Annotated in this window: 19 protein-coding genes and 1 pseudogene; 7 read left to right on the top strand and 13 right to left on the bottom strand. The window is 56.0% G+C overall.

What is annotated here, in order from left to right; genetic code table 11:
* The first annotated feature begins 13 nt into the window (after window positions 1-13).
* Window positions 14-928, top strand: coding sequence for an SIS domain-containing protein (locus ACLW56_RS10565; RefSeq protein WP_330983737.1), 915 nt, complete (start codon window positions 14-16; stop codon window positions 926-928).
* Window positions 929-1,126: 198 nt separating this feature from the next.
* Here the strand turns inward: ACLW56_RS10565 and ACLW56_RS10560 are convergent, their stop codons facing one another.
* On the bottom strand, window positions 1,127-2,014 hold the full coding sequence (locus tag ACLW56_RS10560) for a LysR family transcriptional regulator (protein ID WP_330983736.1): 888 nt from the start codon (window positions 2,012-2,014) through the stop codon (window positions 1,127-1,129).
* Between the two features lie 102 nt (window positions 2,015-2,116).
* Here ACLW56_RS10560 and ACLW56_RS10555 point away from each other — a divergent pair, with 102 nt between their 5' ends.
* Together ACLW56_RS10555 and ACLW56_RS10550 are read left to right on the top strand one after the other, a co-directional pair.
* Window positions 2,117-2,527 carry a CidA/LrgA family protein gene (locus ACLW56_RS10555; protein ID WP_330983735.1) on the top strand — a complete coding sequence of 137 codons (411 nt, stop codon included), beginning with the start codon at window positions 2,117-2,119 and terminating at the stop codon, window positions 2,525-2,527.
* The gene (locus tag ACLW56_RS10550; RefSeq protein ID WP_330983734.1) at window positions 2,520-3,209 is read left to right on the top strand and encodes an LrgB family protein; all 690 of its coding nucleotides are present in this window, start codon (window positions 2,520-2,522) and stop codon (window positions 3,207-3,209) included. The genes ACLW56_RS10555 and ACLW56_RS10550 overlap by 8 nt, the downstream gene beginning before the upstream one ends.
* Here ACLW56_RS10550 and ACLW56_RS10545 read toward each other — a convergent pair.
* The 4 genes from ACLW56_RS10545 to acs form a co-directional block, all read right to left on the bottom strand.
* On the bottom strand, window positions 3,186-4,490 hold the full coding sequence (locus ACLW56_RS10545) for a Gfo/Idh/MocA family oxidoreductase (protein WP_330983733.1): 1,305 nt from the start codon (window positions 4,488-4,490) through the stop codon (window positions 3,186-3,188). The two genes, ACLW56_RS10550 and ACLW56_RS10545, sit on opposite strands and share 24 nt — an antisense overlap.
* Window positions 4,491-4,641: 151 nt before the next feature.
* Entirely contained in the window at window positions 4,642-6,291 is a 1,650-nt protein-coding gene (gene actP, locus ACLW56_RS10540; protein WP_330983732.1) for a cation/acetate symporter ActP, read from the bottom strand.
* The gene (locus ACLW56_RS10535) at window positions 6,288-6,602 is read right to left on the bottom strand and encodes a DUF485 domain-containing protein (RefSeq protein ID WP_330983730.1); all 315 of its coding nucleotides are present in this window, start codon (window positions 6,600-6,602) and stop codon (window positions 6,288-6,290) included. Before ACLW56_RS10535 ends, actP begins: the two co-directional genes overlap by 4 nt.
* A 179-nt stretch (window positions 6,603-6,781) precedes the next feature.
* Window positions 6,782-8,740 carry an acetate--CoA ligase gene (gene acs / locus ACLW56_RS10530; protein ID WP_330983729.1) on the bottom strand — a complete coding sequence of 653 codons (1,959 nt, stop codon included), beginning with the start codon at window positions 8,738-8,740 and terminating at the stop codon, window positions 6,782-6,784.
* A gap of 388 nt (window positions 8,741-9,128) precedes the next feature.
* Here acs and gltP point away from each other — a divergent pair, with 388 nt between their 5' ends.
* Window positions 9,129-10,442 (top strand): glutamate/aspartate:proton symporter GltP, encoded by a 1,314-nt coding sequence (gene gltP, locus ACLW56_RS10525; protein ID WP_330983728.1) that lies wholly within the window; start codon window positions 9,129-9,131, stop codon window positions 10,440-10,442.
* 127 nt (window positions 10,443-10,569) lie between these two features.
* Here gltP and ACLW56_RS10520 read toward each other — a convergent pair whose 3' ends face one another.
* Together ACLW56_RS10520 and fdhF are read right to left on the bottom strand one after the other, a co-directional pair.
* Window positions 10,570-11,241 (bottom strand): tetratricopeptide repeat protein, encoded by a 672-nt coding sequence (locus ACLW56_RS10520; RefSeq protein WP_330983727.1) that lies wholly within the window; start codon window positions 11,239-11,241, stop codon window positions 10,570-10,572.
* Window positions 11,242-11,384: 143 nt separating this feature from the next.
* A complete protein-coding gene (gene fdhF, locus ACLW56_RS10515; RefSeq protein WP_330983726.1) occupies window positions 11,385-13,532 on the bottom strand; it encodes a formate dehydrogenase subunit alpha in 2,148 nt (715 codons plus the stop codon).
* A 261-nt stretch (window positions 13,533-13,793) separates the two neighbouring features.
* Between fdhF and ACLW56_RS10510 the strand changes: the two genes are divergently transcribed.
* Window positions 13,794-14,522, top strand: a complete 729-nt coding sequence (locus ACLW56_RS10510; protein ID WP_330983823.1) for a response regulator transcription factor — start codon at window positions 13,794-13,796, stop codon at window positions 14,520-14,522.
* Window positions 14,523-14,646: 124 nt separating this feature from the next.
* Here the strand turns inward: ACLW56_RS10510 and ACLW56_RS10505 are convergent, their stop codons facing one another.
* From ACLW56_RS10505 to ACLW56_RS10490, 4 genes are all read right to left on the bottom strand, one after another.
* Window positions 14,647-15,657, bottom strand: a complete 1,011-nt coding sequence (locus ACLW56_RS10505) for a carbohydrate kinase family protein (RefSeq protein WP_330983822.1) — start codon at window positions 15,655-15,657, stop codon at window positions 14,647-14,649.
* A complete protein-coding gene (locus ACLW56_RS10500) occupies window positions 15,654-16,514 on the bottom strand; it encodes a ketose 1,6-bisphosphate aldolase (RefSeq protein ID WP_330983725.1) in 861 nt (286 codons plus the stop codon). Before ACLW56_RS10500 ends, ACLW56_RS10505 begins: the two co-directional genes overlap by 4 nt.
* A gap of 10 nt (window positions 16,515-16,524) precedes the next feature.
* Window positions 16,525-17,211 (bottom strand): D-lyxose/D-mannose family sugar isomerase, encoded by a 687-nt coding sequence (locus tag ACLW56_RS10495; protein WP_330983724.1) that lies wholly within the window; start codon window positions 17,209-17,211, stop codon window positions 16,525-16,527.
* Between the two features lie 113 nt (window positions 17,212-17,324).
* A complete protein-coding gene (locus ACLW56_RS10490; RefSeq protein WP_330983723.1) occupies window positions 17,325-18,266 on the bottom strand; it encodes an ABC transporter substrate-binding protein in 942 nt (313 codons plus the stop codon).
* A gap of 35 nt (window positions 18,267-18,301) precedes the next feature.
* Between ACLW56_RS10490 and ACLW56_RS10485 the strand changes: the two are divergent.
* Window positions 18,302-18,388: pseudogene (locus ACLW56_RS10485) on the top strand (hypothetical protein); the annotation flags it as partial.
* On the opposite strand, the gene ACLW56_RS10480 reads toward ACLW56_RS10485, so the two are convergent.
* Complete coding sequence (locus ACLW56_RS10480) at window positions 18,376-19,377, bottom strand: ABC transporter permease subunit (RefSeq protein WP_330983722.1); 1,002 nt, start codon at window positions 19,375-19,377, stop codon at window positions 18,376-18,378. The pseudogene ACLW56_RS10485 and the gene ACLW56_RS10480 sit on opposite strands and share 13 nt — an antisense overlap.
* Window positions 19,374-20,894 (bottom strand): sugar ABC transporter ATP-binding protein, encoded by a 1,521-nt coding sequence (locus ACLW56_RS10475; RefSeq protein WP_330983721.1) that lies wholly within the window; start codon window positions 20,892-20,894, stop codon window positions 19,374-19,376. Before ACLW56_RS10475 ends, ACLW56_RS10480 begins: the two co-directional genes overlap by 4 nt.
* A 264-nt stretch (window positions 20,895-21,158) precedes the next feature.
* Here ACLW56_RS10475 and ACLW56_RS10470 point away from each other — a divergent pair, with 264 nt between their 5' ends.
* Entirely contained in the window at window positions 21,159-23,441 is a 2,283-nt protein-coding gene (locus tag ACLW56_RS10470; RefSeq protein WP_330983720.1) for an ATP-binding protein, read from the top strand.
* The last annotated feature ends 57 nt before the right edge of the window (window positions 23,442-23,498 follow it).

Below are 23,498 nucleotides of genomic sequence, written 5' to 3'. Positions count from 1 at the left end.
CATGCGTGGGGGAATGTCTTATCATTTTAAACCCAGTTTGAGCCAGCCGACCCGAGCGATTGATTGCCGCTATATGAAACACATCAACACTATTCTGCATAACAAAGGCCTGTTCACGCCCGGCGAACGTAAGATCGCGGATTTCATCATTGAAAACCCGGGGCGAGTAAAACAGTTCTCTTCACCAGAGCTTGCCGACGTGCTTGGCATCAGCCAGTCGAGCATTATCAAATTCGCGCAGAAGCTGGGTTTTAAGGGCTTCACCAACTTTAAAATTGCGCTGGTGGAAGAGTGGGGCCAGCAAAGCATCGAACGTAAGAACGATGTGGCTTACATCCATAATGAAATCAACAGTGAAGATACTTTCCCGGACATCGCCGAGAAGCTGATGCTGGAAAAACAGCAGGCGCTGCGTGACACCACTCAGGGTCTGGATTTCAGCAAGCTCCAGCAGGTTGTCGAACTGATTCGCCAGGCTGGGCGTGTGCAAATTACCGCCATTGGCGGCTCGTCGCTGATTGCTAAAGACCTGGCCTATAAGCTGATGAAAATTGGCTATCCGGTGATGAATGAAATGGACAGCCACGTGCAAATCACCGTTGCACAATCGCTGACCGCAGCCGATGTGCAGATTGCTATCTCGTTTTCCGGCAGCCGCCGTGAAGTGCAGGTGGCTGCAGAAACGGCCAAAACGCGAGGCGCAAAAATCATCGCACTGACTTCGCTGCACCAGTCGCCGCTGCGCCAGGTGGCGGATGTGACGCTGGACACCATTGCCGATGGCAGTAAAACCCACAGTTCTTCCATTGCCGTGCGCACTGCGCAACACACGCTGATTGATTTGCTGTTTGTTTGCCTGTTACAGCAGGGCGAGGAAGACCGCAGAGAGTTGATCGAGCAGAGTCGTAAGCTGGTGGAAAAACTTTAATTTTTGCCCAATGGCGCTACGCTTATCGGGCCTGGGTGACTTGCAGGCCCTGCAAACGAAGTGCCGCCGGGCAATTCAGCTGTACGCTAAGGGAATTACTGCACGTCCAGCGCCCATTTCAGGAACGTTTTTCGCTGTTTCGCATCACTTTGCAGATAGAGTTTCTGCATCGTTTTCATCGTGTCTGGATGGGATGAATCAAGCCCCGGGCAACCAAAACCCCTCACAGCATTTCAGCCAGGCTTGCGCACTGTGTGAAAGGTAGGAGCCTTCGCGCCAGATCATGCCCAGCTGCCAATTCAGTTCGCTGTTGAGCGGGATCCAACGCAGGGTATTTTTATCCAGCCGCTGGCAGATGGGTTCGGGCAAAATAGCCACGCCGACGCCTGCCTGAACCATGGCGGCCAAAAAATCCCACTGGCCGCTGCGTACGGCGATGCGCGGTTTGACATTGTGATCGGTGAATAACTGCATGAGCTGGCGGCTCAGGGCGAAATCTTCGTTGTAGATTAACAGCGGATGCGCCGCCAGCTGTTCAGGGCTTATTGATTCCACATCCAGCCAAACGCCTGAGCGTGGCACCAGCACGCACAAAGGGTGGCTGAATAACGGCAGGGTGGAAAGCCCGCTTTCTTCATCGACAGGCAGCGCGGTCATCGCCACATCCAATTCGCCGTTGATCACGGCCTGTTGCACGGTCAGGCCGCCAAACTCGGAAATTTTTAGCTCCACGCCAGGATAACGCTGACGATACAGGCTGATAGGCCCGGCCATCAACATGCCGACCATGGGCGGAATACCCAGACGCAGCAGGCCTTTGTGCAGATGGTTGATGTCGCTGAGCTCGGCTTCAAGCTGGCTAAATTCGGTCAGGATGGTCACGCCGCGTTCAAACACCACGCGCCCGGTGTCGGTCAGCAGCAGTTTGCGACCATCACGAATGAGAAGGGTACAGTTGAGTTCATCTTCCAGATTTTTCAGCATCTTGCTGATGGTCGGCTGCGTGACAAACAGCTTCTCTGCCGCGCGGGTAAAGCTCTGCTGGCGAACCACTTCGACGAAATAGCGCAGCGTTCTTATGTCCATGATTATTCCTCGAAACTATACCTTCAATGATTTTAATTCATTTCAGTCACGGTCGGCGTCTCACTATACTGAGCGCCTTCACTTTTTTCAGGAATTCCTTTCATGGCTGTGGCCTTAGGGCGTGTAACGCCTGCTGTCCTGCATCATCTTCAGGTTCCGGTGCAGGTGGTTCTGTACGCCGGTTTGTTTGTGTTGGCTGAACATCTGGTGGCGTGGTGCCATTTACCGTTGCCCGCCAATCTGGTGGGGATGGTGCTGCTGCTGGCGCTGATTGTTTGCCGTGTCGTGCCGCTGAAGTGGGTTCGCGCTGGGTCTCGCTGGCTGCTGGCTGAAATGCTGCTGTTCTTCGTGCCTGCGGTGGTCGCGGTGGTGAATTACGCCCAACTGTTGATGATTGATGGCTGGCGCATTTTTCTGGTTATCGCCCTGAGCACCATGATGGTGCTGGCCTCCACCGCCTGGGTGGTCGATAAAGTGTATCGTTATGAGCTGCGCAGGATGAACCATGAATAACTTCCAGCTCAGCGTGCTTTGCCTGGCCATCACTCTGGGGCTTTATTACGCCAACAAACGCCTGTATCGCCGTTTTCGCAAACTGCCACTGATGCCGCTGGTGTTCACGCCGATTTTACTGGTGCTGATGCTGGTCTTTGGCCACATTTCCTGGCAAAACTACATGGGCGAAGCGCACTGGCTGCTGTGGTTGCTGGGCCCGGCGACCATCGCGTTCGCGGTGCCGGTGTATGACAATCTGGCGGTCATCAAACGTCACTGGATGTCGCTGACGGCAGGCGTTACAACCGCAATCATTGTCGCCGTGACCAGTTCTGTCTGGCTGGCCCGTCTGTTCACTTTACCGGATGAAATTCAGCGCAGCCTGGCGGTGCGTTCCATCACCACGCCGTTTGCCCTGGCGGCAGCAAAATCGATTGGTGGGCAGCCAGAACTGGTGGCGCTGTTTGTGGTGATCACTGGGGTGTTCGGCATGGCGGTGGGCGATATCCTGTTTATGCGTCTGGCTATTCGTGAAGGGATGGCAAAAGGTGCAGGTTTTGGTGCCGCTTCGCACGGTGCTGGCACCGCGCGTTCCTACGAGCTAGGCCCGCAGGAAGGCGTGGTGGCCAGTCTGGTGATGATGTTATCCGGCGTGGTCACCGTGTTGGTGGCGCCGTTAGTCTCGCTGGTGATGTTTTAAACGCGAAACCAGTTCAAACTCGCGAAAGTTGACCGGGCGTTGCTGCTGCATGGAGATATTCCCCGCAATGCCCGTCAGAATCGACATTGCCCCGTCTCGATGATCGGCGGCTCGCTGCAGCGGGTCGTGACTCAGTTCACCAAACAGGTCGGCCAGCATGGCGTTATCACCACCGCCATGACCCCCTTCACCCAGAGTAAACTCTGCTTTCCAGGGGGCGGCGAACATCGGGAATACGGTGATATCGCACTGCTCCAGGCTGCCTTCGTGCTCGCGCTCTCCTCCGGCATTGACGTAGGAGTTCTCCACGATTTTCATCTCCAGCCGGCCTTTGCTGCCGTTAAAGACCACGTTCAGCCCTTCCCACGGCAAATAGGCATTGAGTGAATAGGTGAGCTGTACCTGATTCTGGTATTTCACCAGCACCGAGAGCGTGTCTTCGATGGTGATCCCATCGCTGAATACGCTTTGATCGCGGTAGTAATTATCTTCATGCTCAGCATCCAGATACAGCGCTTTGAGCTGCGGATTGTCGGCCATCTGCAGCGCAAAAGGATCATCTTTTGCAGCGGCATAACCCTCAGCACGAGGATAGAATTGAGTGACCCCACGTTGCTCAGCATTTTCGCGGCCATAAAAACGCAGCCCGCCTTCGGCGTAAACGCGCTCTGGATAGCTGCCAAGCCAGAAATTCATCAAGTCGAAATGGTGTGTGGATTTGTGCACCAACAGACCGCCGCTGTTGCGTTTTTCGCGATGCCAGCGGCGGAAGTAATCGGCGCCGTGCTCCGTATTCAGCAGCCATTCAAAATGCACCGAGTTGACCTGACCAATCACATCCTGCATCAGCAGTTCGCGCACTTTGCTGTGGTGCGGGGCATAGCGATAGTTAAATGCCACGCGTACCTGCCGCCCTGTTTGCTCAATCGCATCAAGAATGCGCAGCGCTCGCTGTTCATCAATGGTCATCGGCTTTTCGGTAATTACGTCGCACCCGGCGTGCAACGCCCGGACAATATAGTCATCGTGGGTGCGATCCAGAGTGGTGACGATAACGATATCCGGCTGCGTTTCACGGATCATCTCTTCAAACTGTGCCGCTTTCCAGGTGGAGACAGGCTCTGCACCTTCGTGCTTTAAAAGCTGATTGGCGTACTGCATTCGCGTCTGGTTGGTGTCGCAAAAGGCCACCATTCGGGCGTTATCTCGCCATTTCCCGCCAATAGCAGAAATGTATAACCCGGCACGACCGCCGGTGCCGACAAGCGCATATTTTTTCATATCCTTGTTACCCTTCAAAAAATGAATCATCGGATTGATGAAATAAAACAGTGTTTCATTTAACTTTGGGTACTGTAACGCGCTGAAGGAGAATAAAAATAAGCGGAGGGGAAAAATGTGATCCCCGGCGAAATCGCCGGGGAAGAGGGGATTAGTGCGCGCGGCCCTGTTCGATACCCAGACCGGTTTGTGAACGGATAAACTGCGCGCGGAACTGTTCGCGTTCGCGCAGGCCTTCTGCGGAGTTGTCGGTGGCGGAGAAGAACCAGATGCCGATAAAGGCCGCGGCAATGGAGAACAGCGCCGGGTACTCATACGGGAAAATCGCTTTCTCGTGACCGAGGATCTGCACCCAAATGGTTGGGCCGAGGATCATCAGAATGATCGCCGTCAACAGGCCGAGCCAGCCACCCATCATTGCGCCACGCGTGGTCAGCTTCGACCAGTACATGGAAAGCAGGATAATCGGGAAGTTGCAGCTCGCGGCAATCGAGAATGCCAGGCCCACCATAAAGGCGATGTTCTGTTTCTCGAACAGAATGCCCAGCAATATCGCCACCACGCCCAGCACCAGCACGGTGATTTTCGACACTTTCAGCTCATCACGCTCAGACGCGCCTTTGCGGAACACGTTGGCATAGAGGTCGTGCGAAACCGCCGATGCGCCCGCCAGCGTCAACCCGGCGACTACCGCGAGGATGGTGGCGAACGCCACGGCGGAGATGAAGCCCAGGAACAAGTTACCGCCGACAGCATCTGCCAGATGCACCGCCGCCATGTTGTTGCCGCCAATCAGTTGCCCTGCCGCGTCTTTAAACGCCGGGTTAGCGCCCACCAGCATGATGGCGCCAAAGCCGATGATAAAGGTCAGGATGTAGAAGTAACCCATAAAACCGGTGGCATAGAACACGCTTTTACGTGCCTCACGTGCATCGCTCACGGTGAAGAAACGCATCAGGATGTGTGGCAATCCGGCGGTACCAAACATCAGGCCAAGACCTAGCGAAAGTGCGGATATCGGGTCTTTCACCAACCCGCCAGGGCTCATGATCGCCGCGCCTTTCGGATGGACAGCCATCGCTTCGGTGAACAGATTGTTGAAGCTGAAGCCAACGTGCTTCATCACCATAAAGGCCATAAAGCTTGCACCGAACAGCAGCAGCACCGCTTTGATGATTTGTACCCACGTTGTGGCGAGCATGCCGCCAAACAGCACGTACATCACCATCAGCACGCCAACCAGCACCACCGCAACGTGGTAGTTCAGGCCAAACAGCAGCTCAATCAGCTTGCCCGCGCCGACCATCTGCGCAATCAAATACAGCGCCACGACAACCAGCGAACCGCAGGCAGACAGAATACGAATCGGCCCTTGTTTCAGGCGATATGAGGCGACATCGGCGAAGGTATAGCGCCCAAGGTTGCGCAGGCGTTCGGCAATCAGGAACAGAATAATCGGCCAGCCGACGAGGAACCCGAGCGAGTAAATGAGGCCGTCGTAGCCGGAGGTGTAGACCAGCGCGGAAATGCCGAGGAACGACGCGGCAGACATAAAGTCACCGGCAATCGCCAGCCCGTTCTGGAAACCGGTGATATTGCCGCCCGCGGTGTAGTAATCCCTACGCGATTTCACGCGTTTGGAGGCCCAATAGGTGATGTACAGCGTCAGCAGCACAAAGACCAGGAACATGATGATGGCTTCCCAGTTGGTCGGCTGACGCTCGACTGCGCCGGTAATGGCGTCAGCGGCGTTAGCCGCCAGTGGCAGCGTGGCGGCGAGTGCCGTCGTTAGCTTTTTCATGATGCTTTCACCTCACGCATAACCGACTTCGTCAGCCTGTCGAACTCGCCATTTGCCCGCCAGACATAAACACCGGTGAGCACAAAAGAAATCACAATCACGCCAATCCCGATAGGAATACCGCGTGTGACGCTGGTTCCAGCGTGCAGCGGCGTACCGAGCCAGCCAGGGGCGAAAGCAATCAGCAAAATAAAACCGACGTAGACAACCAGCATGATAAGGGACAGAAGGGTGGCAAACCGTTGCCGTTTTTCGACTAACTCCCTGAAATGCGCACTGTCTTCTATCTGCTGACAAATATCGTTATTCATCACAGAGTTTCTCCAGAGGTATTATGGGGACTTATTGTTTTGAGGGTGTAGCTCCCTCTCCCTAAAGGAGAGGGGACTAACCTGTAGGCCGGATAAGCGTAGCGCCATCCGGCATTGTATTGCCGGGCGGTACTGCGTTTGCCCGGCCTACGTTAGGGCATATGACTGTATAAATTTCGTTAAGAAGGCATCGTAATGGACTGCTTCTCTTCGAGCAGTTTTTCCACCACGCCCGGATCGGCCAGCGTCGAGGTATCGCCAAAGTTGCTGGTATCCCCGGCGGCGATTTTGCGCAGAATGCGGCGCATGATCTTACCGGAGCGGGTTTTCGGCAGCGAGTCAGTCCAGTGCAGCACGTCTGGCGTTGCCAGCGGACCAATCTCTTTGCGCACCCAGTTGCGCACTTCGGTATACAGCTCTGGCGTAGGCTCTTCGCCATGATTCAGGGTCACATAGGCGTAAATCGCCTGGCCCTTAATGTTGTGCGGGATACCCACCACTGCCGCTTCCGCGACTTTCGGGTGCGACACCAGCGCCGACTCAATTTCAGCCGTGCCCAGACGGTGACCGGAGACGTTCAGTACGTCGTCCACGCGTCCGGTTATCCAGTAATAGCCGTCTTCATCACGACGAGCGCCGTCACCGCTGAAATACATGTTTTTGAAGGTGGAGAAGTAGGTTTGCTCGAAGCGCTCGTGATCGCCAAACAGCGTACGCGCCTGGCCCGGCCAGGAGTCGACAATCACCAGGTTGCCTTCGGTCGCGCCTTCCTGCGGCTTGCCTTCGTTGTCCACCAGTGCAGGCTGCACGCCAAAGAAAGGACGCGTCGCGGAACCGGCTTTCAGCTCAATCGCGCCAGGCAGCGGGGTGATCATGAAACCGCCGGTCTCGGTCTGCCACCAGGTGTCCATCACCGGGCATTTTTCATTGCCGATTTTCTTCCAGTACCACTCCCAGGCTTCCGGGTTGATAGGCTCGCCCACGGAACCGAGGATGCGCAGGGAAGATCGGTCAGTACCTTGTACGGCTTTGTCGCCTTCCGCCATCAGTGCACGAATCGCCGTGGGGGCGGTGTAGAGAATGTTGACCTTGTGCTTGTCCACGACCTGGCTCATACGCGCTGGCGTTGGCCAGTTTGGCACGCCTTCGAACATCAACGTGGTTGCGCCACAGGCCAGCGGCCCGTACAACAGATAGCTGTGACCGGTGACCCAGCCCACATCTGCCGTACACCAGTAGATATCGCCCTGATGGTAGTCAAAGACATATTTAAAGGTGGTCGCGGCATACACCAGATAGCCACCGGTGGTGTGCAGCACGCCTTTCGGTTTGCCGGTCGAGCCGGAGGTGTAAAGGATAAACAGCGGGTCTTCAGCGCTCATTTCTACTGGCTGATGCTGATCGCTTGCCTTGTCGATAAGGTCGCTCCACCACAGGTCGCGTCCTTCGTGCCATTCGGTTTTCCCGCCGGTACGTTTGAGCACAACCACATGCTCAACGCTTTTCACATTCGGGTTTTTCAGGGCGTCATCGACGTTTTTCTTCAGCGGGATAGAACGGCCAGCGCGCAAGCCTTCATCGGCAGTGATCACCAGACGGGAGCTGGAATCGATGATACGGCCCGCGACGGCTTCCGGGGAGAACCCGCCGAAGATAACTGAATGCACGGCACCAATGCGCGCACAGGCGAGCATCGCGACAGCGGCTTCCGGCACCATCGGCATATAGATGGCCACCACGTCACCTTTCTTAATGCCCAACCCGGTCAGGACATTGGCGAAGCGGCAGACATCGCGGTGCAGTTCTTTATAAGTGATGTGCTTGCTAAGGCTTGCGTCGTCACCTTCCCAGATGATTGCTGTCTGGTCGCCGCGCTCTGCCAGATGCCTGTCGAGGCAGTTGGCCGCCAGATTGAGAGTGCCGTCTTCATACCATTTAATGGAGACGTTTCCCGGGGCGAAAGAGGTGTTTTTGACCTTACTGTACGGCTTGATCCAGTCGAGGATTTTGCCCTGGTCGCCCCAGAAGGTATCCGGGTCGCTGACGGACTGTTGATACTTCGCTTGATACTGTTCCGGGTTAATCAGGCAGTTTTCCGCAATGTTTGCGGGAATAGGGTGTTTATGGACCTGGCTCATGGCTTTTGCTCTCCTTATTAGAATGTTAAATATATGTCAAACAAAAGTTAATAATAGAGGTTTTGCAGGCTTTGTTTATTATTTGGGCGACAGATCACGCATTACTCGCAATGAATGAAAATCCATCAAATGAATCTTTTAAGGCGAATAATAACGGCAATGAATTTATAGTTTTTTCGCTTTAAAAAAGTTTTGCATAACAAAAGGTTATTTTTACTAACCAGACTTAATTCGCGCTAATCCCACTTTTGGCAGCCCAAAGCCCTGTTCTGAAAGGGTTGCGCAGCAGGCCGTACAGGTGGTACTGATACGGCGCGTCAAAAACTCCACTTATAGGCGCAACACAAATCATCTCTTTTCAATGGGCGCATCGAGGAAGTTTGTAGTGATGAAAAAAGCGAAAGTCAGCCTGGCCTGGCAGATCCTGCTGGCGTTGGTGCTGGGTATTCTTCTGGGCAGTTACCTGCATTATCAAAGTGACAGTCGTGAATGGCTGATTGCCAATTTGCTGTCACCGGCGGGCGATATCTTTATTCACCTGATCAAAATGATTGTGGTGCCAATTGTTATTTCGACGCTGGTGGTCGGGATTGCAGGCGTGGGCGATGCGAAGTCCCTGGGCCGTATTGGCGCCAAAACCATTATCTATTTTGAAATCATCACCACCGTTGCCATCGTGCTGGGCATTACGCTGGCGAACGTCTTCAAGCCAGGCGCTGGCATTGATATGTCACATCTGGCGACTGTCGATATTTCGAAATATCAGAGCACCACGGCGGAAGTGGCAAGCCACGCGCATGGCCTGATGGGCACTATCCTGTCGCTGGTGCCGACCAACATCTTCGCGTCGATGGCGAAAGGTGAAATGTTGCCGATCATCTTCTTCTCGGTGCTGTTTGGCCTGGGCCTGTCTTCATTGCCCGCCACGCATCGTGAGCCGCTGGTGACAGTGTTCCGTTCTGTGTCGGAAACGATGTTTAAAGTCACTCACATGGTGATGCGTTATGCCCCGGTTGGGGTGTTCGCGTTGATTTCTGTCACCGTCGCAAACTTCGGTTTTGCCTCGCTGTTGCCGCTCGCCAAACTGGTTATTCTGGTATATGCCGCAATAGTCTTCTTCGCGCTGGTGGTGCTGGGCGCGGTGGCGAAACTGTGCGGGCTGAGCATCTGGATTTTGATTCGTATCCTCAAAGATGAACTGATTCTGGCGTACTCCACGGCGAGCTCAGAGAGCGTGCTGCCGCGAATTATCGAGAAGATGGAAGCCTACGGTGCACCGCCGTCAATCACCAGTTTCGTGGTGCCGACCGGCTATTCCTTTAACCTTGATGGTTCCACGCTGTACCAAAGTATTGCCGCGATTTTCATCGCTCAACTGTACGGTATCGATCTCTCGATCGGCCAGGAAATCATTCTGGTGCTGACGCTGATGGTGACCTCGAAAGGCATCGCAGGCGTGCCGGGCGTTTCGTTCGTTGTGCTGTTGGCCACGCTGGGTAGTGTGGGAATTCCGCTGGAAGGATTGGCATTTATCGCCGGTGTCGACCGTATTCTCGACATGGCGCGTACGGCGCTGAACGTGGTGGGTAATGCGCTGGCAGTGCTGGTGATTGCCAAGTGGGAACACAAATTCGACCGCAAAAAAGCGCTGGCCTATGAGCGTGAAATGCTGGGGAAATTTGATAAGACCGCGAACCATTAAGGTCAACATGCCGGATGGCGCTAGCGCTTATCCGGCCTACAAATGATCTGGGCCACACACGGTTTGTAGATTGGGTGTTACGGCAATATTTTTTGTAGGCCGGGCAAACGTAGTGCCGCCCGGCGTTTTACTCGCCGCTCAACCTGTCAAAATCCTCGCAACCCTCATCATTCCCTTCCACACAGCTGACGTTATACCAGTTCAACGCTTTCTGTTTATTCGGCTGAATAAAGCCCGGCTCACCCAGCTCGAAGATTTTAGCCGCCCAGTATTCGGCATAGCCAGAGCGCGACAGCATCGAACTGCTCTTAAAGAACTCGGTGGCTTTTGCATCGTCTTCTTTGACTTCGCCGCCGTTGGCGTAAATCAGCCCCAGCAGCATTTGGGCATCGACGGCGGCATCGCTGTCCCGGTTTTCTGCCGCTTTTTGCAGCAGCGTCATGGCGCGTGGGTAATCGGTTTTTCCCGCATGGCTGTTTAACAGGGTATGCGCGAGGGTGATTTCTCCGCTTTCACTGCCTGCCAGCGTGGCCTGTTCGGCCAGTTTGCGGGCATTGGGCAGGTCTGTTTTCATCATCATCTGCGCCAACAACGCGACAGCATCGGGATCGCCGCTTTGCGCGGCTTTATCCGCCCAGTAGAGCGCATGCTTTTCATCACCGGAACTGAAATAAGTATCCGCCAGATAGTATTGTGCGCGCTTGTCGCCCGCTTCGGCCTGCGCCTTATACTGGCTGCCAATCTCATCGGCGTGGGCCAACAAAGGGAGTAACAAGAGTAAACCGCAGCGTTTTATCATCTGTTTTTTGTCCGCATTGGGAAAGGGGGGCAGTATAAGGGGCGAAGCCGAAGAAAAGAATGACGATGATGACACCTTGTCTGAATAAAGACCAAAAAAAGGGGTGAACAGCGTCACCCCAAATGAGCCATTAACGAACAGCCTTAACCCAGTGCACTCTCACGTAAACGGGATTTCAGCTTGTTGTACTCGTCAATAACGTACTGCTCGGCAGCGTGCTGATCGGCGATACGTTCCACCCGAACGGCGCAGTATTTGTACTCCGGCGTTTTAGTTATCGGGCTCAGGTTCTCGGTCACCAGCTCGTTACAGGCACCAATCCACCACTGATAGGTCATGTAAACAGCACCTTTATTTGGGCGGTCGCTGACCTGAGCACGAGTGATGACCCGGCCTTTGCGGGAATTGACCCACACCAGCGCTTCGTTCTCAATGCCCAGCTCTGCGGCATCCGCCGTGTTGATCTGCGCATAGCCTGGTTCATCGGCCAGCGCCGCCAGAGCAGCACAGTTACCGGTCATCGAACGACAGGAGTAGTGACCCACTTCGCGCACCGTGGACAGCACCATCGGGTACTCTTCGGTGAGCTTATCGATAGGCGCTACCCAGTCGCAGGTAAAGAACTGCGCCATGCCGTTCGGGGTGTCGAACTTCTCGCTAAACAGATACGACGTACCCTGATCGGCGTCTGACTCGTCGACACAAGGCCACTGGATGTAACCCAGCTCACCCATTTTTTCGTAAGTGGCACCCTTAAAGCTCGGGCAGAGATTACGCAACTCATCCCAGATTTCCTGAGTGTTGTTGTAGTGCATCGCATAGCCCATGCGGGTGGCAATTTCGCTGATGATTTGCCAGTCAGTTTTCAAGTCCCACTTCGGTTCCACCGCTTTAAAGAAGCGCTGGAAGCCACGGTCTGCGGCGCTATACACGCCTTCGTGCTCACCCCAGGAGGTGGACGGCAAAATGACGTCTGCGGCGGCCGCCGTTTTGGTCATAAAGATGTCCTGCACGATAACCAGTTCGAGGTCTTCAAACCCTTTACGCACTGCAGAGAGTTCAGCATCCGTCTGAAGCGGATCTTCGCCCATGATGTAAGCGGCACGAACTTCACCATGCGCCGCACGGTGTGGCAGCTCGCTGATGCGATAGCCGGTATGCGCTGGCAGGCTTTCCACACCCCAGGCTTTGGCGAATTTCTCGCGGTTCGCCGGATTGTTGATGTACTGATAGCCCGGATAAGTATCCGGCAGTGCGCCCATATCACACGCGCCCTGCACGTTATTTTGCCCACGCACCGGGTTGACGCCGACGTTCGGACGACCGAGGTTGCCGGTCAGCATCGCCAGGCTTGTCAGCGAACGCACGGTTTCAACGCCCTGATAGAACTGGGTGACGCCCATACCCCACAGGATCGCCGCCGATTTTGCGTTGGCGTACAGTCTGGCACACTGGCGAATTTCCTGAGCGCTCACACCGGTTATCGTTTCCACTGACTCCGGCGTATAACCTTCGACAATTTTGCGATACTCCTCGAAGCCTTCGGTACGGCTGGCGACAAACGCCGTGTCGTACAGATTTTCTTCGATGATCACATGCCCAAGCGCATTGAGCAGCGCAATGTTCGAGCCGTTTTTCAGCGCAATATGCATGTCAGCAATGCGCGCGGTTTCAATCTTACGCGGATCGCAGACGATAATTTTCGCCCCATTACGTTTGGCGTTAATCACGTGATTCGCCACGATAGGGTGTGAATCTGCCGGGTTATACCCGAAGATAAACACGAGATCGGTATTATCAATCTCGTTGATGGCATTACTCATGGCGCCATTACCGACCGACTGGTGCAGACCTGCAACCGAAGGGCCGTGTCAGACGCGTGCGCAGCAGTCCACGTTATTGGTACCAATAACGGCGCGCGCAAATTTTTGCATGATGTAGTTGGTTTCGTTGCCTGTTCCGCGAGAGGAACCGGTGGTCTGGATAGCGTCCGGGCCATATTTTTCTTTAATGGCGCTCAGGCGTTCAGCCACATAATTCAGGGCTTCGTCCCAGGAGACGTTTTCCAGCTTGCCGCCGCGCTCACGACGGATCATCGGGCTTTTCAGGCGCGGGGTGAGGATCTGGGTATCGTTAATAAAATCCCAACCGTAGTACCCTTTCAGGCACAGCGTGCCCTTATTGGTTTTCCCCTGCGCCGCTTCCGCCCGGACTATTTTGCCGTTATCCACCACCAGGTTTATCTTGCAGCCCGATGCGCAATAAGGGCAAACCGTGACGACTTTTTTCATCGGTTTCGCTCCAGTTAAACAGTCGCATAAATGCGTTCAGCGCTCAGTAATGCAGGTTTTATGCCACTCCTGAATGTAGGGGTATTCGCCGGACTGAAAGGCTTTCAGGCTGACGAAATCGCACGGCTCGTCAGTTTTGACGTGTCGAACGTCGCCGGGATGTGACGGCGGTTAAAGATTCATCACCCCGCGGTGGCAAAGGCTTGAGCCCGGTGCAGAATCATCCAGACTTACGCTATGACACTTCCGCTGGGGCCGATGATGAAACCGCTCATACTGGTGATTGATGACGATACCGCCCTCTGCGAGCTGTTGCGGGATGTGCTTGTCGGGCATGTTTTTGACGTCGAGGTTTGCCACCTTGGGCAACTGGGCGTGGCGATGGCAGCAGAGCGGCCAGATATCGCGCTGGTGCTGCTGGATATGATGCTGCCGGATATCAATGGCCTTCAGGTGCTCACCCAGATACAGCGATTACGCCCCGAGCTGCCAGTGGTGATGCTCACGGGAATGGGCAGCGAATCTGACGTGGTGGTCGGGCTTGAAATGGGCGCGGATGACTACATCGGTAAGCCGTTTAATCCGCGGATTGTGGTGGCTCGCCTGAAAGCGGTGCTGCGGCGCAGCGGTGCGCTGGCAGTTGAAAGCGGTGGGCAGGGGAGTGGCATGACGTTCAACGGCTGGCGGCTGGACACGCAGCGCTGTGAGCTCATCAACCCGCAACAGCAGGTGATCCCGCTGACGCAGGGTGAATACGGGTTATTGCAGGCGCTGGCGCAAAACGCGCGGCGGGTGCTGAGCCGTGAACAATTGCTGGAGCTCACGCACAGCGAAAGCATGGAGGTGTTTGATCGCACCATCGATGTGCTGATCATGCGGCTGAGACGCAAGATCGAGCTGAATCCTCATCAGCCGACGCTGATCAAAACCCTGCGCGGGCTGGGCTATGTGTTTGCCGCGGATGTGGTGCATAGCGACAAGGCGGCGTGATCGTGTGACTGCGGCAGTTGTAGGCCGGATAAGCGTAGCGCCATCCGGCAATCCGCAGACGGCAATGATTGTCAGGTGGCGCTTCGCTTACCTGACCTACAAAACCACAAATATCACCGGCATTTTAACTTCCGCTCTCACTGATAAACACCTGCAACTCTTCGAGCGTTTTCGCACCATCAATCGCGTTGGCACACAACAGGCTGGCTCTGGCACAGGCATGCGCCAAAAGGACACTTTCGCGCAATCCCCATTTTTCATGGCAGCCATAAAGGAACCCGGCACAAAAGGCATCTCCGGCCCCGACGCTGCCGACAATCTCATTCTGCGCCAGTCGCCACGACGGCACCCACTGGCCCGCTTCATCAGGCGCTTCACACCAGGCACCTTCCGGGCAATGGATAACCACTCGCTGCCTCACGCCTGCTTTTAACAGCAGCGCGGAAGCTTTGGCGATATTGTCGATAATCGGCTCGCCGTCATCCGCGCGAATATCCAGCTCACTAAACTCTCCGGCTTCCAGTTCGTTGATCACCAGATAATCCAGATGCAGCAACGCCGGACGCACCAACGGCTGATAGCGCGGGTCGCCTTTGCGTGACACCAAATCCAGCGACGTTTCATAGCCTTTTTCCCGCATCTGCGCCAACAGGCGTGCCGCACGAGTGCCAAACTCTTTATCAGCCAGATCGAGGCTGTCGAGCAGCAGCAGATAACCAAGATGGAAGATTTTCATCGATCCTTCCAGCCGATCAAAAGCCGGAAGATCCAACAGGCGATTCGCGCCCGGTGAATGGAAAAAAGTGCGCTGCCCGCTGGGATCGGTCATCACCTGCGACATCGACGTAGGCGCAAAACTGGTGCGCTGCACGTGCTGACGATTGACGTGATACTGGTCGAGCATCGCCATAATGTAATCGCCGTCACTGTCTTCGCCCACCAGCCCGACGGCCTGCAACGGCAGATGGCTGCGCATTTTCGCCAGCGTCAGCAGGACATTGAGCGGTGCGCCACCGGTGGAACGTTCGCTGTGGGTGATTTCCGCCAGCCAGCCGCGCTCCGGCCACTGCACAATTTTATGCACGTGATCCACCAGCATATTCCCGGCGGCGATAATCCCCTGGCGCTCCATCAGAGTCTCCCCGCGCTGCCGAAGATGCGCATCTGTTCGGCGACGATGTCGGTAATGGCTGTTTCGATGCCGAGCAGCAGTTCCGCAAACTCATCGTAAATGGGCTGACGGTGCTCCATGCGGTGTTCAACCGCCTGCAAAGCGGCCTGCGACATCCCGGTGTAGAAATTGATTTTGTGAATGCCCAGTTCAATCGCCCGACGGAAATCGGCATCGCTGATCCCCGAACCGCCGTGCAGCACCAGCGGTAAACCGGTTTGTTGGCGAATGGCATCGAGACGGGCGAAATCGAGCTTCGGTTCGCCTTTATATTTGCCGTGAGCGTTACCGATGGCGACGGCGAGCGCGTCAATGCCGGTTCTGTCGACAAATTCGCGAGCCAAATCCGGGTCGGTGAAAAAGGCTTCATCAGCATGACCGTACAGCGCACCGCCTTCATCGCCGCCGACGGCACCCAGTTCAGCTTCCACCGACACGCCAACCGCATGGCACATCTTCACCACTTCGCGAGTCTGGCGAATATTTTCGTCGTAACTCAGCGTGGAGCCGTCAAACATCACCGAGCTGAAGCCCAAACGTAACGCACGCACGACGGCCTCAAAGTGCAGGCCGTGATCGAGATTCAGCACCACGGGAATATCGTGCCGGGCCGCTTCAAAACGCACGGCTTCAACCAGCGAGTCCAGCGACAAATACTTAAAATGCACTTCGGCGATATTAATGATAAACGGCGAGCGCTCCTGCTCCGCGGCAGCAAACAGCGCGCGCAGGAAGTGGGAGTCGAGCACGTTAAACGCGCCCAGCGCATAGCCGTGCTCGCGGGCGTGCGCTAATCCTTCGGCGAGAGAAATCATTGGCATAGCATTCTCCTTAGCTGCGGAACAGGCGGTATTCGTTGCACAGCACCAGATGCGCCGGCTCGTCTTCTTCAATGTTGTTATAGCGGTCGAGCGGGAACAGGAAATGGTTGTCGCGATCGTCATCGTTAATGGTCGACACTTCCCCTACCAGCACGTCGCCAAACCCACGTTCACCCCAAAAGCTGTGATAAAGCCCCGGCGGAAAACAGATGCTTTCGCCAGGCGTGAGGCGCAGCTGACTGCCAGCAGTGTGCGTCTGAGTGCAACCGTCAACGGTTACCGTGACATCGGTATTTTCCGTCTGCTCAAGCGCGTCGGCGTTCCACAGTTCGACAATCAGGTTGCCACCGCCACGGTTGATGATGTCTTCCCGCTTACGCCAGTGAAAGTGCATCGGCGTCACCTGGCCGTCGCGAACGTGCATGATCTTTTCTGCGTAGGTTTTTTCGTACGGCATCCCGTTGGGCGAGCCGTTGCGCAGAGTGAACAACGTCAGCCCCTGAGCGAGAAAATGGGTGCCGCCAAAGGCGGTGACATCCCAGCCCAGTTTGAGGGCAAACACCTCGTGCCAGGCATCGGGATCAAGCTTCTGCCACTGGGTCGGCGGGAAGCTGGCGAACGGCGGCAGATGCACGTCGTGTTGGGAGAAAAACTGACGCGTATGGCCGAGAATGTTGTTAATTTCGGAGCGTTTCATTGGTTCTCCTTTGGCATCGGTGGTGACCCCTCTCCCTAACCCTCTCCCACAGGGAGAGGGGACTTTCTTTTCTCCCTGTGGGAGAGGGTTAGGGAGAGGGGCGCGCACCATTCTTACTTAACCGTCCACCCCTTATAACTGCCGACGTTGTTCTTATCGATCATCGTCACCGGGATCAGCACTGGCGCTGTCGGCGCAGGCTTCCCTTGCAGAATGTCATAGCCGATTTCTACCGCTTTTGCCGCCATCACCTGCGGATCTTGCGCTGGTGTCGCCACGAACAGCGAGTTCTGACGTTTCAGCGCTTCTTCGCCGTCCGGGCTGCCATCCACGCCGACGATAAAGAACTCTTTACGTTGCGCTTGTTTCGCCGCCAGATCGGCCCCGATCGCGGTCGGATCGTTGATCGCAAACACACCGTCGATCTTCGGATTCGCTGCCAGCAGCGAGGTCATCACTTCCAGCCCGCCTTCGCGGCTGCCTTTGGCGTTCTGGTTATAGGAGAGCACCTTGATGTCCGGGTGGCGCTTGAATTCGGTCTGGCAGCCTTCCACACGGTTCTGCACGGCGGAGACTGGCGGTCCGTTGATGATGACCACGTTGCCTTTGCCTTTCAGGCGATCGGTGATGTATTTACAGGCCATTTCGCCCGCCTGGGTGTTATCGGAGGTGATGGTTGCATCAGCCCCTTCGGCTGCTACGTCTACCGCCACCACCACGATGCCCGCTTCTTTCGCGCGCTTCACGGCGGGGCCGATGCCTTTAGAATCCGCGGCGTTAAGAATGATCATGTCGACTTTGGCGGCGATAAAGTTGTCAATCTGCGCCACCTGCTGGCCGAGGTCATAGCCGCTGGACACCAGCGTCACTTTGACGTTATCGCCCGCCAGCTTACGGGCTTCCAGTTCAGCCCCTTTGGTGATTTGCACGAAGAACGGGTTGGCAAGATCGCCCACCGTCACGCCGATAGATTTCAGCTCTTTGGCCTGCACAAACGGCGCGGCGGCGAGCAGGGTGCCTGCACAGAGTGCGAGGGCGAGTGGCTTTAAACGCATATGACTTTCCTCATGTAGGGTACTTTTTATTGTCATTGCCTGATGGCGCTGCGCTTATCAGGCCTACGGGTAGGCCGGATAAGGCGTATACGCCGCCATCCGGCAGGGTTTATGCACTTTGATGATGTCGGGTACGGTATTTGTCGATCAGCACCGCAATGATGATCACCGCCCCTTTGATCACCAGTTGCCAGAAGTAAGAGACGCCCATCAGCGTCATGCCGTTATTGAGGGTGGCGATGATCAACGCGCCAACCAGCGTGCCGGTGATCGTGCCGATCCCGCCGACAAAACTGGTGCCGCCGAGGATCACCGCAGCAATCGCATCCAGCTCATAGCCCACGCCAAGGTTGCCGTTGGCGCTGTAAAGCCGTGAGGCGCTCATGATGCCGCCAAGCCCGGAAAGCAGGCCGCTCATGCCATAGACAAACAGCAACACCAGCCACACTTTGATGCCCGTCAGCCGCGCGGCCTGCATGTTGCCGCCAACCGCATAGATATGAACGCCAAGCGTGGTGCGGCGCAGAATGAACCAGCACACGGCAATCACCGCCAGCGCAATCACCACCAGCCACGGGATCGGCCCAAGGTAATTGTTGCCTATCCACTCAAAGCTGATGTCAGAGTTGATGACTGTCGTGCCGTCAGCCAGCAGATAGGCCGCGCCTCGCAGGGCGGTATACGTGCCTAGCGTGACAATAAACGGCGGTAGCCCGGCAAACGCCACTAAGGCTCCGTTGAACAAACCCAGCACCAGCCCAAGCATCAGCGCTGCCGGAATTGATAACAGCGCAAATTCAGGAATCAGCGACACCACCATCGCGGCGACCGCCGTGGTGCCAAGAATTGAGCCAACTGAAAGGTCAATCCCGCCGGTCAAAATGATGAAGGTCATGCCCGCAGCAAGCACAATGTTGATGGATGCCTGGCGGGTGATGTTCAGCAGATTACTCTCGGTGAAGAAGTTTGGCGTGATAAAGCCAAACACCGCCACAATCAGGATCAATATCGGCAAGATACCGACGGTTTGCATCAAATCCCCCATCAGCATTTTTTTGGCTGACGTTTTCGCGACTTGCTGAGGTGTGGGTACAGAGTTCTCTTTGCTCATGGTGACACCGCCTGGTGATGGGATTCGTTCACGCCGGTAGCAAGCCGCATAATGTTTTCCTGGGTGATATCGTGGCTGAGCAGTTCCCCGGCGATGCTGCCTTCACGCATCACATAAACCCGGTCGCTCATGCCGACCACTTCCGGCAGCTCGCTGGAAATCATCAAAATCGCCACGCCCTGGCGCGCCATCTGGTTCATGATGCGATAGATTTCGCTCTTCGCGCCCACGTCCACGCCGCGAGTGGGTTCATCCAGAATCAAAATGCGTGGGCCGATGGCGACCCAGCGAGAGATCAACAGCTTTTGCTGATTACCCCCCGATAATCCGCCCGCCCGCACCTGCGAGTGCGGCACGCGAATATTCAGCAGCTTGATAGCGTCGTCAGAAATGCTTTGCGCCTTTTTGCGGTCGAGCATGCCGTAATGCGCATCGCGCTCCAGCGTCGCCATGGTGATGTTTTCCTGTGCCGCCAGTTCGAGGAACAGCCCTTGCTCTTTGCGGTTCTCCGTCAGGAAACCAATGCCCAAATCAATCGCTTCGCGTGGGGAGTGGATAAGCACCGGTTCGCCATCGACTTCAATCACGCCGCCAGTCGCTTTACGCACGCCGAAGATAAGCTGCGCTAACTCGGAGCGCCCTGCGCCAACCAACCCCGCCAGCCCGACAATTTCACCCGAGCGCACCAGCAGGCTGCACGGCTGCACTTTGCCGCCATCCGTCAGATGGTGAACGTTGAGGTGCGGCTGGCCATGTGGGATATCACGCTCTTTGTTGAACAGATCGCTTAACGGGCGGCCCACCATCATCCGCACCAGTTCAGAAGCATTCAGTTTGTCGCGAGTCAGGCTGCCGACGTATTGCCCGTCGCGCAGCACGCTCACGCGGTCGGAGAGTTCATACACTTCCGCCATGCGATGGCTGATGTAGATGATCGCCATGCCCTCATCACGAAGACGCATGATGAGTTCAAACAGGCGGTGTGTTTCACGGGAAGAAAGGGCGGCGGTGGGTTCATCCATCACCAGAATGCGGCTGTTGCGATGCAGTGCGCGGGCGATTTCCACCTGCTGCTGCTCGGCGATGGTCAGCTTCATGACCAGATCGGTGGCTTTGAACTGAGCGCCCAGGCGGTTGATCACCTCCTGCGCCTGCATCACCATGGTTTTGCGCTGCACCAGGCCACCGCGAGAAAGCTCGCTGCCGAGGAAAATGTTTTCGGCAACGGTCAGGTTTGGCGCGAGCTGCATCTCCTGATAAATCAGCGTAATGCCTGCACCGAGTGCGTCTTTCGGGCCTTTGATGGTATGCGGCTGACCGTCAATCAGGATCTCACCGCTGGTGGCGGTATAGGCCCCGGCGAGGATCTTCATCAGCGTGCTTTTCCCCGCGCCGTTTTCACCCATCAGCGCATGGATTTCGCCGGGATATACCGTCAGGTCCACCCCTTTCAGCGCATAGAATTTGCCGAACGCTTTGGCAATGTTGCGCATCTCCAACACGGGCGTCTGATTCATGGTGGCACTCCTGAGAGTCTGGTCGATATCAGCAGTCCATCACAGGAAAGTAAATGCAAAATGTCAGAGGCCGTTCATATTTGTCATAGTGCGGGGAATTTGATGTGACTCACAGCGCGCCCCTCTCCCTAACCCTCTCCCGCGGGGAGAGGGGATCGACCGGTTTGCTCCCTCTCACGGTTGGAGCTGGTTTGGTTTTCTCCCTCTCCTTTGGGGAGAGGGCCGGGGAGAGGGGTTATCACCGTATTCACAAAGGGAGCCACCATGCCATTACGCCGACCGTCGTTCTTTGCCAGTGCTCGCGGCCGCCTGCTGTTTTTCAATCTGCTGGTGGTGGCCGTCACGCTGATGGTCTGCGTCGCGGCCGTGCTCGGGTTCCGTCACGCCAGCCGAATCCAGGAACAGGTGCAGCAACAAACGTTCGATGACATGACTGGCAGCATGAATCTGGCGCGCGATACAGCCAACGTGGCGACAGCGGCGGTGCGGCTTTCTCAGGTGGTCGGCGCGCTGGAATACAAAGGGGAAGCCGAGCGTTTGCAGGCCACACAGCAGTCGCTAAAACGCTCGCTGGAAAAGCTGGCAACCGCCCCGCTTGCCAGCCGTGAGCCTGAGCTGGTACAGCGCATTATTCAGCGCAGCAATGAACTTCAGCAGAGCGTGGCGGGCATGTTGCAACGTGGGCAACAGCGCCATCTGGAGCGTAACGCACTGTTGAGCTCGCTCTACCAGAACCAGAGCTACTTACGTCATCTGGAGGAAATCAATCGGCGTCAGGGCGAAGGCTCGCTGGATGGGCGTCTGTTGCTGGAAATGGACCGGCTGATCACCGCCTCGATTGAAACGCCGATGCCCCGCTCTACGGTGCGTCAGCTTGATGAAGTCATGCACGCTTTGCCCACGCAAAGTGCTGACCCGCTGATCACCTTCATTTTGCCGGATTTCGGCGCAGAACTGCACAAGTTAGCCCCGCTTTCACTACAGCTTGAGCAAAGCGACCTGGCGATCAGCTGGTACATGTTCCATATCAAAGCGCTGGTGGCAATCCTCAACGAAGACATCAATCAGTATGTGGCGCAGGTGGCGCAGTCTTCAGAGCAACGGGTTTCGCAAAGCCATAGAGAGCTGGGGTCGATAGTCGATCTGATCCTCAGTTTTGCCCTGCTGGCGCTGATTATTACCGGGTTTGCAGGCTGGTATATCTACCGCAATCTGGGCTCGAACCTGAACGCCATTTCGGATGCGATGTCGCGGCTGGCGCACGGTGAGCAGGATGTGCCAGTCCCTGCATTACAACGACGCGACGAACTGGGCGAACTGGCGCGCTCGTTCAGCTTGTTCGCCCGTAATATGGCTTCGCTTGAGCACACCACCCGGCTGTTGAAAGAAAAAACCACCCAGATGGAAATCGACAAAATTGAACGTCAGGGGCTGGAGCAAGCGCTGCTCCACAGTCAGAAAATGAAAGCCGTAGGCCAGCTAACGGGCGGGTTAGCCCACGATTTCAATAATTTGCTGGCGGTGATTATCGGTAGCCTCGAGCTGGTTAAACCCAACGAGGCAGACGCACCGCGAATTTCCCGGGCGTTAAAAGCCGCAGAGCGTGGGGCATTATTGACGCAACGGCTGCTGGCGTTTTCCCGCAAACAATCGCTGCATCCGCATGCGGTAGAAATGAAAGGGCTGCTGGAGAATCTGGGCGAGCTGATGCGTCACTCGCTGCCTTCAAGTCTGACGCTGGATATCGAAGCGCAAACCCCGGCATGGGCGGCGTGGATTGATGTTGGGCAACTGGAAAATGCCATTATCAACATGGTGATGAACGCCCGCGATGCAATGGAAGGGCAAGCTGGGATCATCAAAATCCGCACCTGGAATCAGCGCGTGACCCGCAGCGACGGGCGCAGGCAGGATATGGTGGCCGTCGAGGTGATTGATCACGGCAGCGGAATGTCGCAGGAGGTGAAAGCGCAGGTGTTCGAACCGTTTTTCACCACCAAACAAACGGGCAGCGGCAGCGGACTAGGGCTGTCGATGGTGTATGGTTTTGTGCGTCAGTCAGGTGGGCGAGTCGAAATTGAAAGCGCGCCGGGACAGGGCACCACCGTGCGCTTGCAGCTTCCTCGCTCCACATTGCAGGCCATTGAGCGCACGTACGAAGAAATCATGCCGGAAGAGCAGCCTGCCGAACAGCTGGCGCTGGTGCTGGAAGACGAAGCCGATGTGCGCCAGACGCTGTGCGAACAGCTGCACCAACTGGGCTGGCTGACGCTGGAAGCAATGAATGGCGAACAAGCCATAACGATGCTGGATGCCTCGCCGGATATCGCCATGCTGGTGAGCGACCTGATGTTGCCGGGAAAACTGAGCGGCGCAGACGTTGTCAGTTATGCGAGAAGCCATCACCCGCAGGTGGCCGTGCTGATGATCAGCGGGCAGGATTTGCGTCCGGCCCACAACCCGCAACTGCCGGACGTTGAGCTGCTGCATAAACCGTTCACCCGCACGCAGCTTGCTCAGGCGTTGCGTCAGGCGACCCGTAATTGAGATTCCTCCACTACCCGCCCCTGCCTGCGTTGATTACGCTCAGGTCAGTCCAACCCA

Origin of the sequence: Pantoea sp. sgz302252 (assembly GCF_047713085.1) — a bacterium.
Classification (GTDB): domain Bacteria; phylum Pseudomonadota; class Gammaproteobacteria; order Enterobacterales; family Enterobacteriaceae; genus Scandinavium.
Note: the sequence above shows the minus strand (reverse complement) of the source record. Positions and strands in the feature narration are given on the sequence as shown.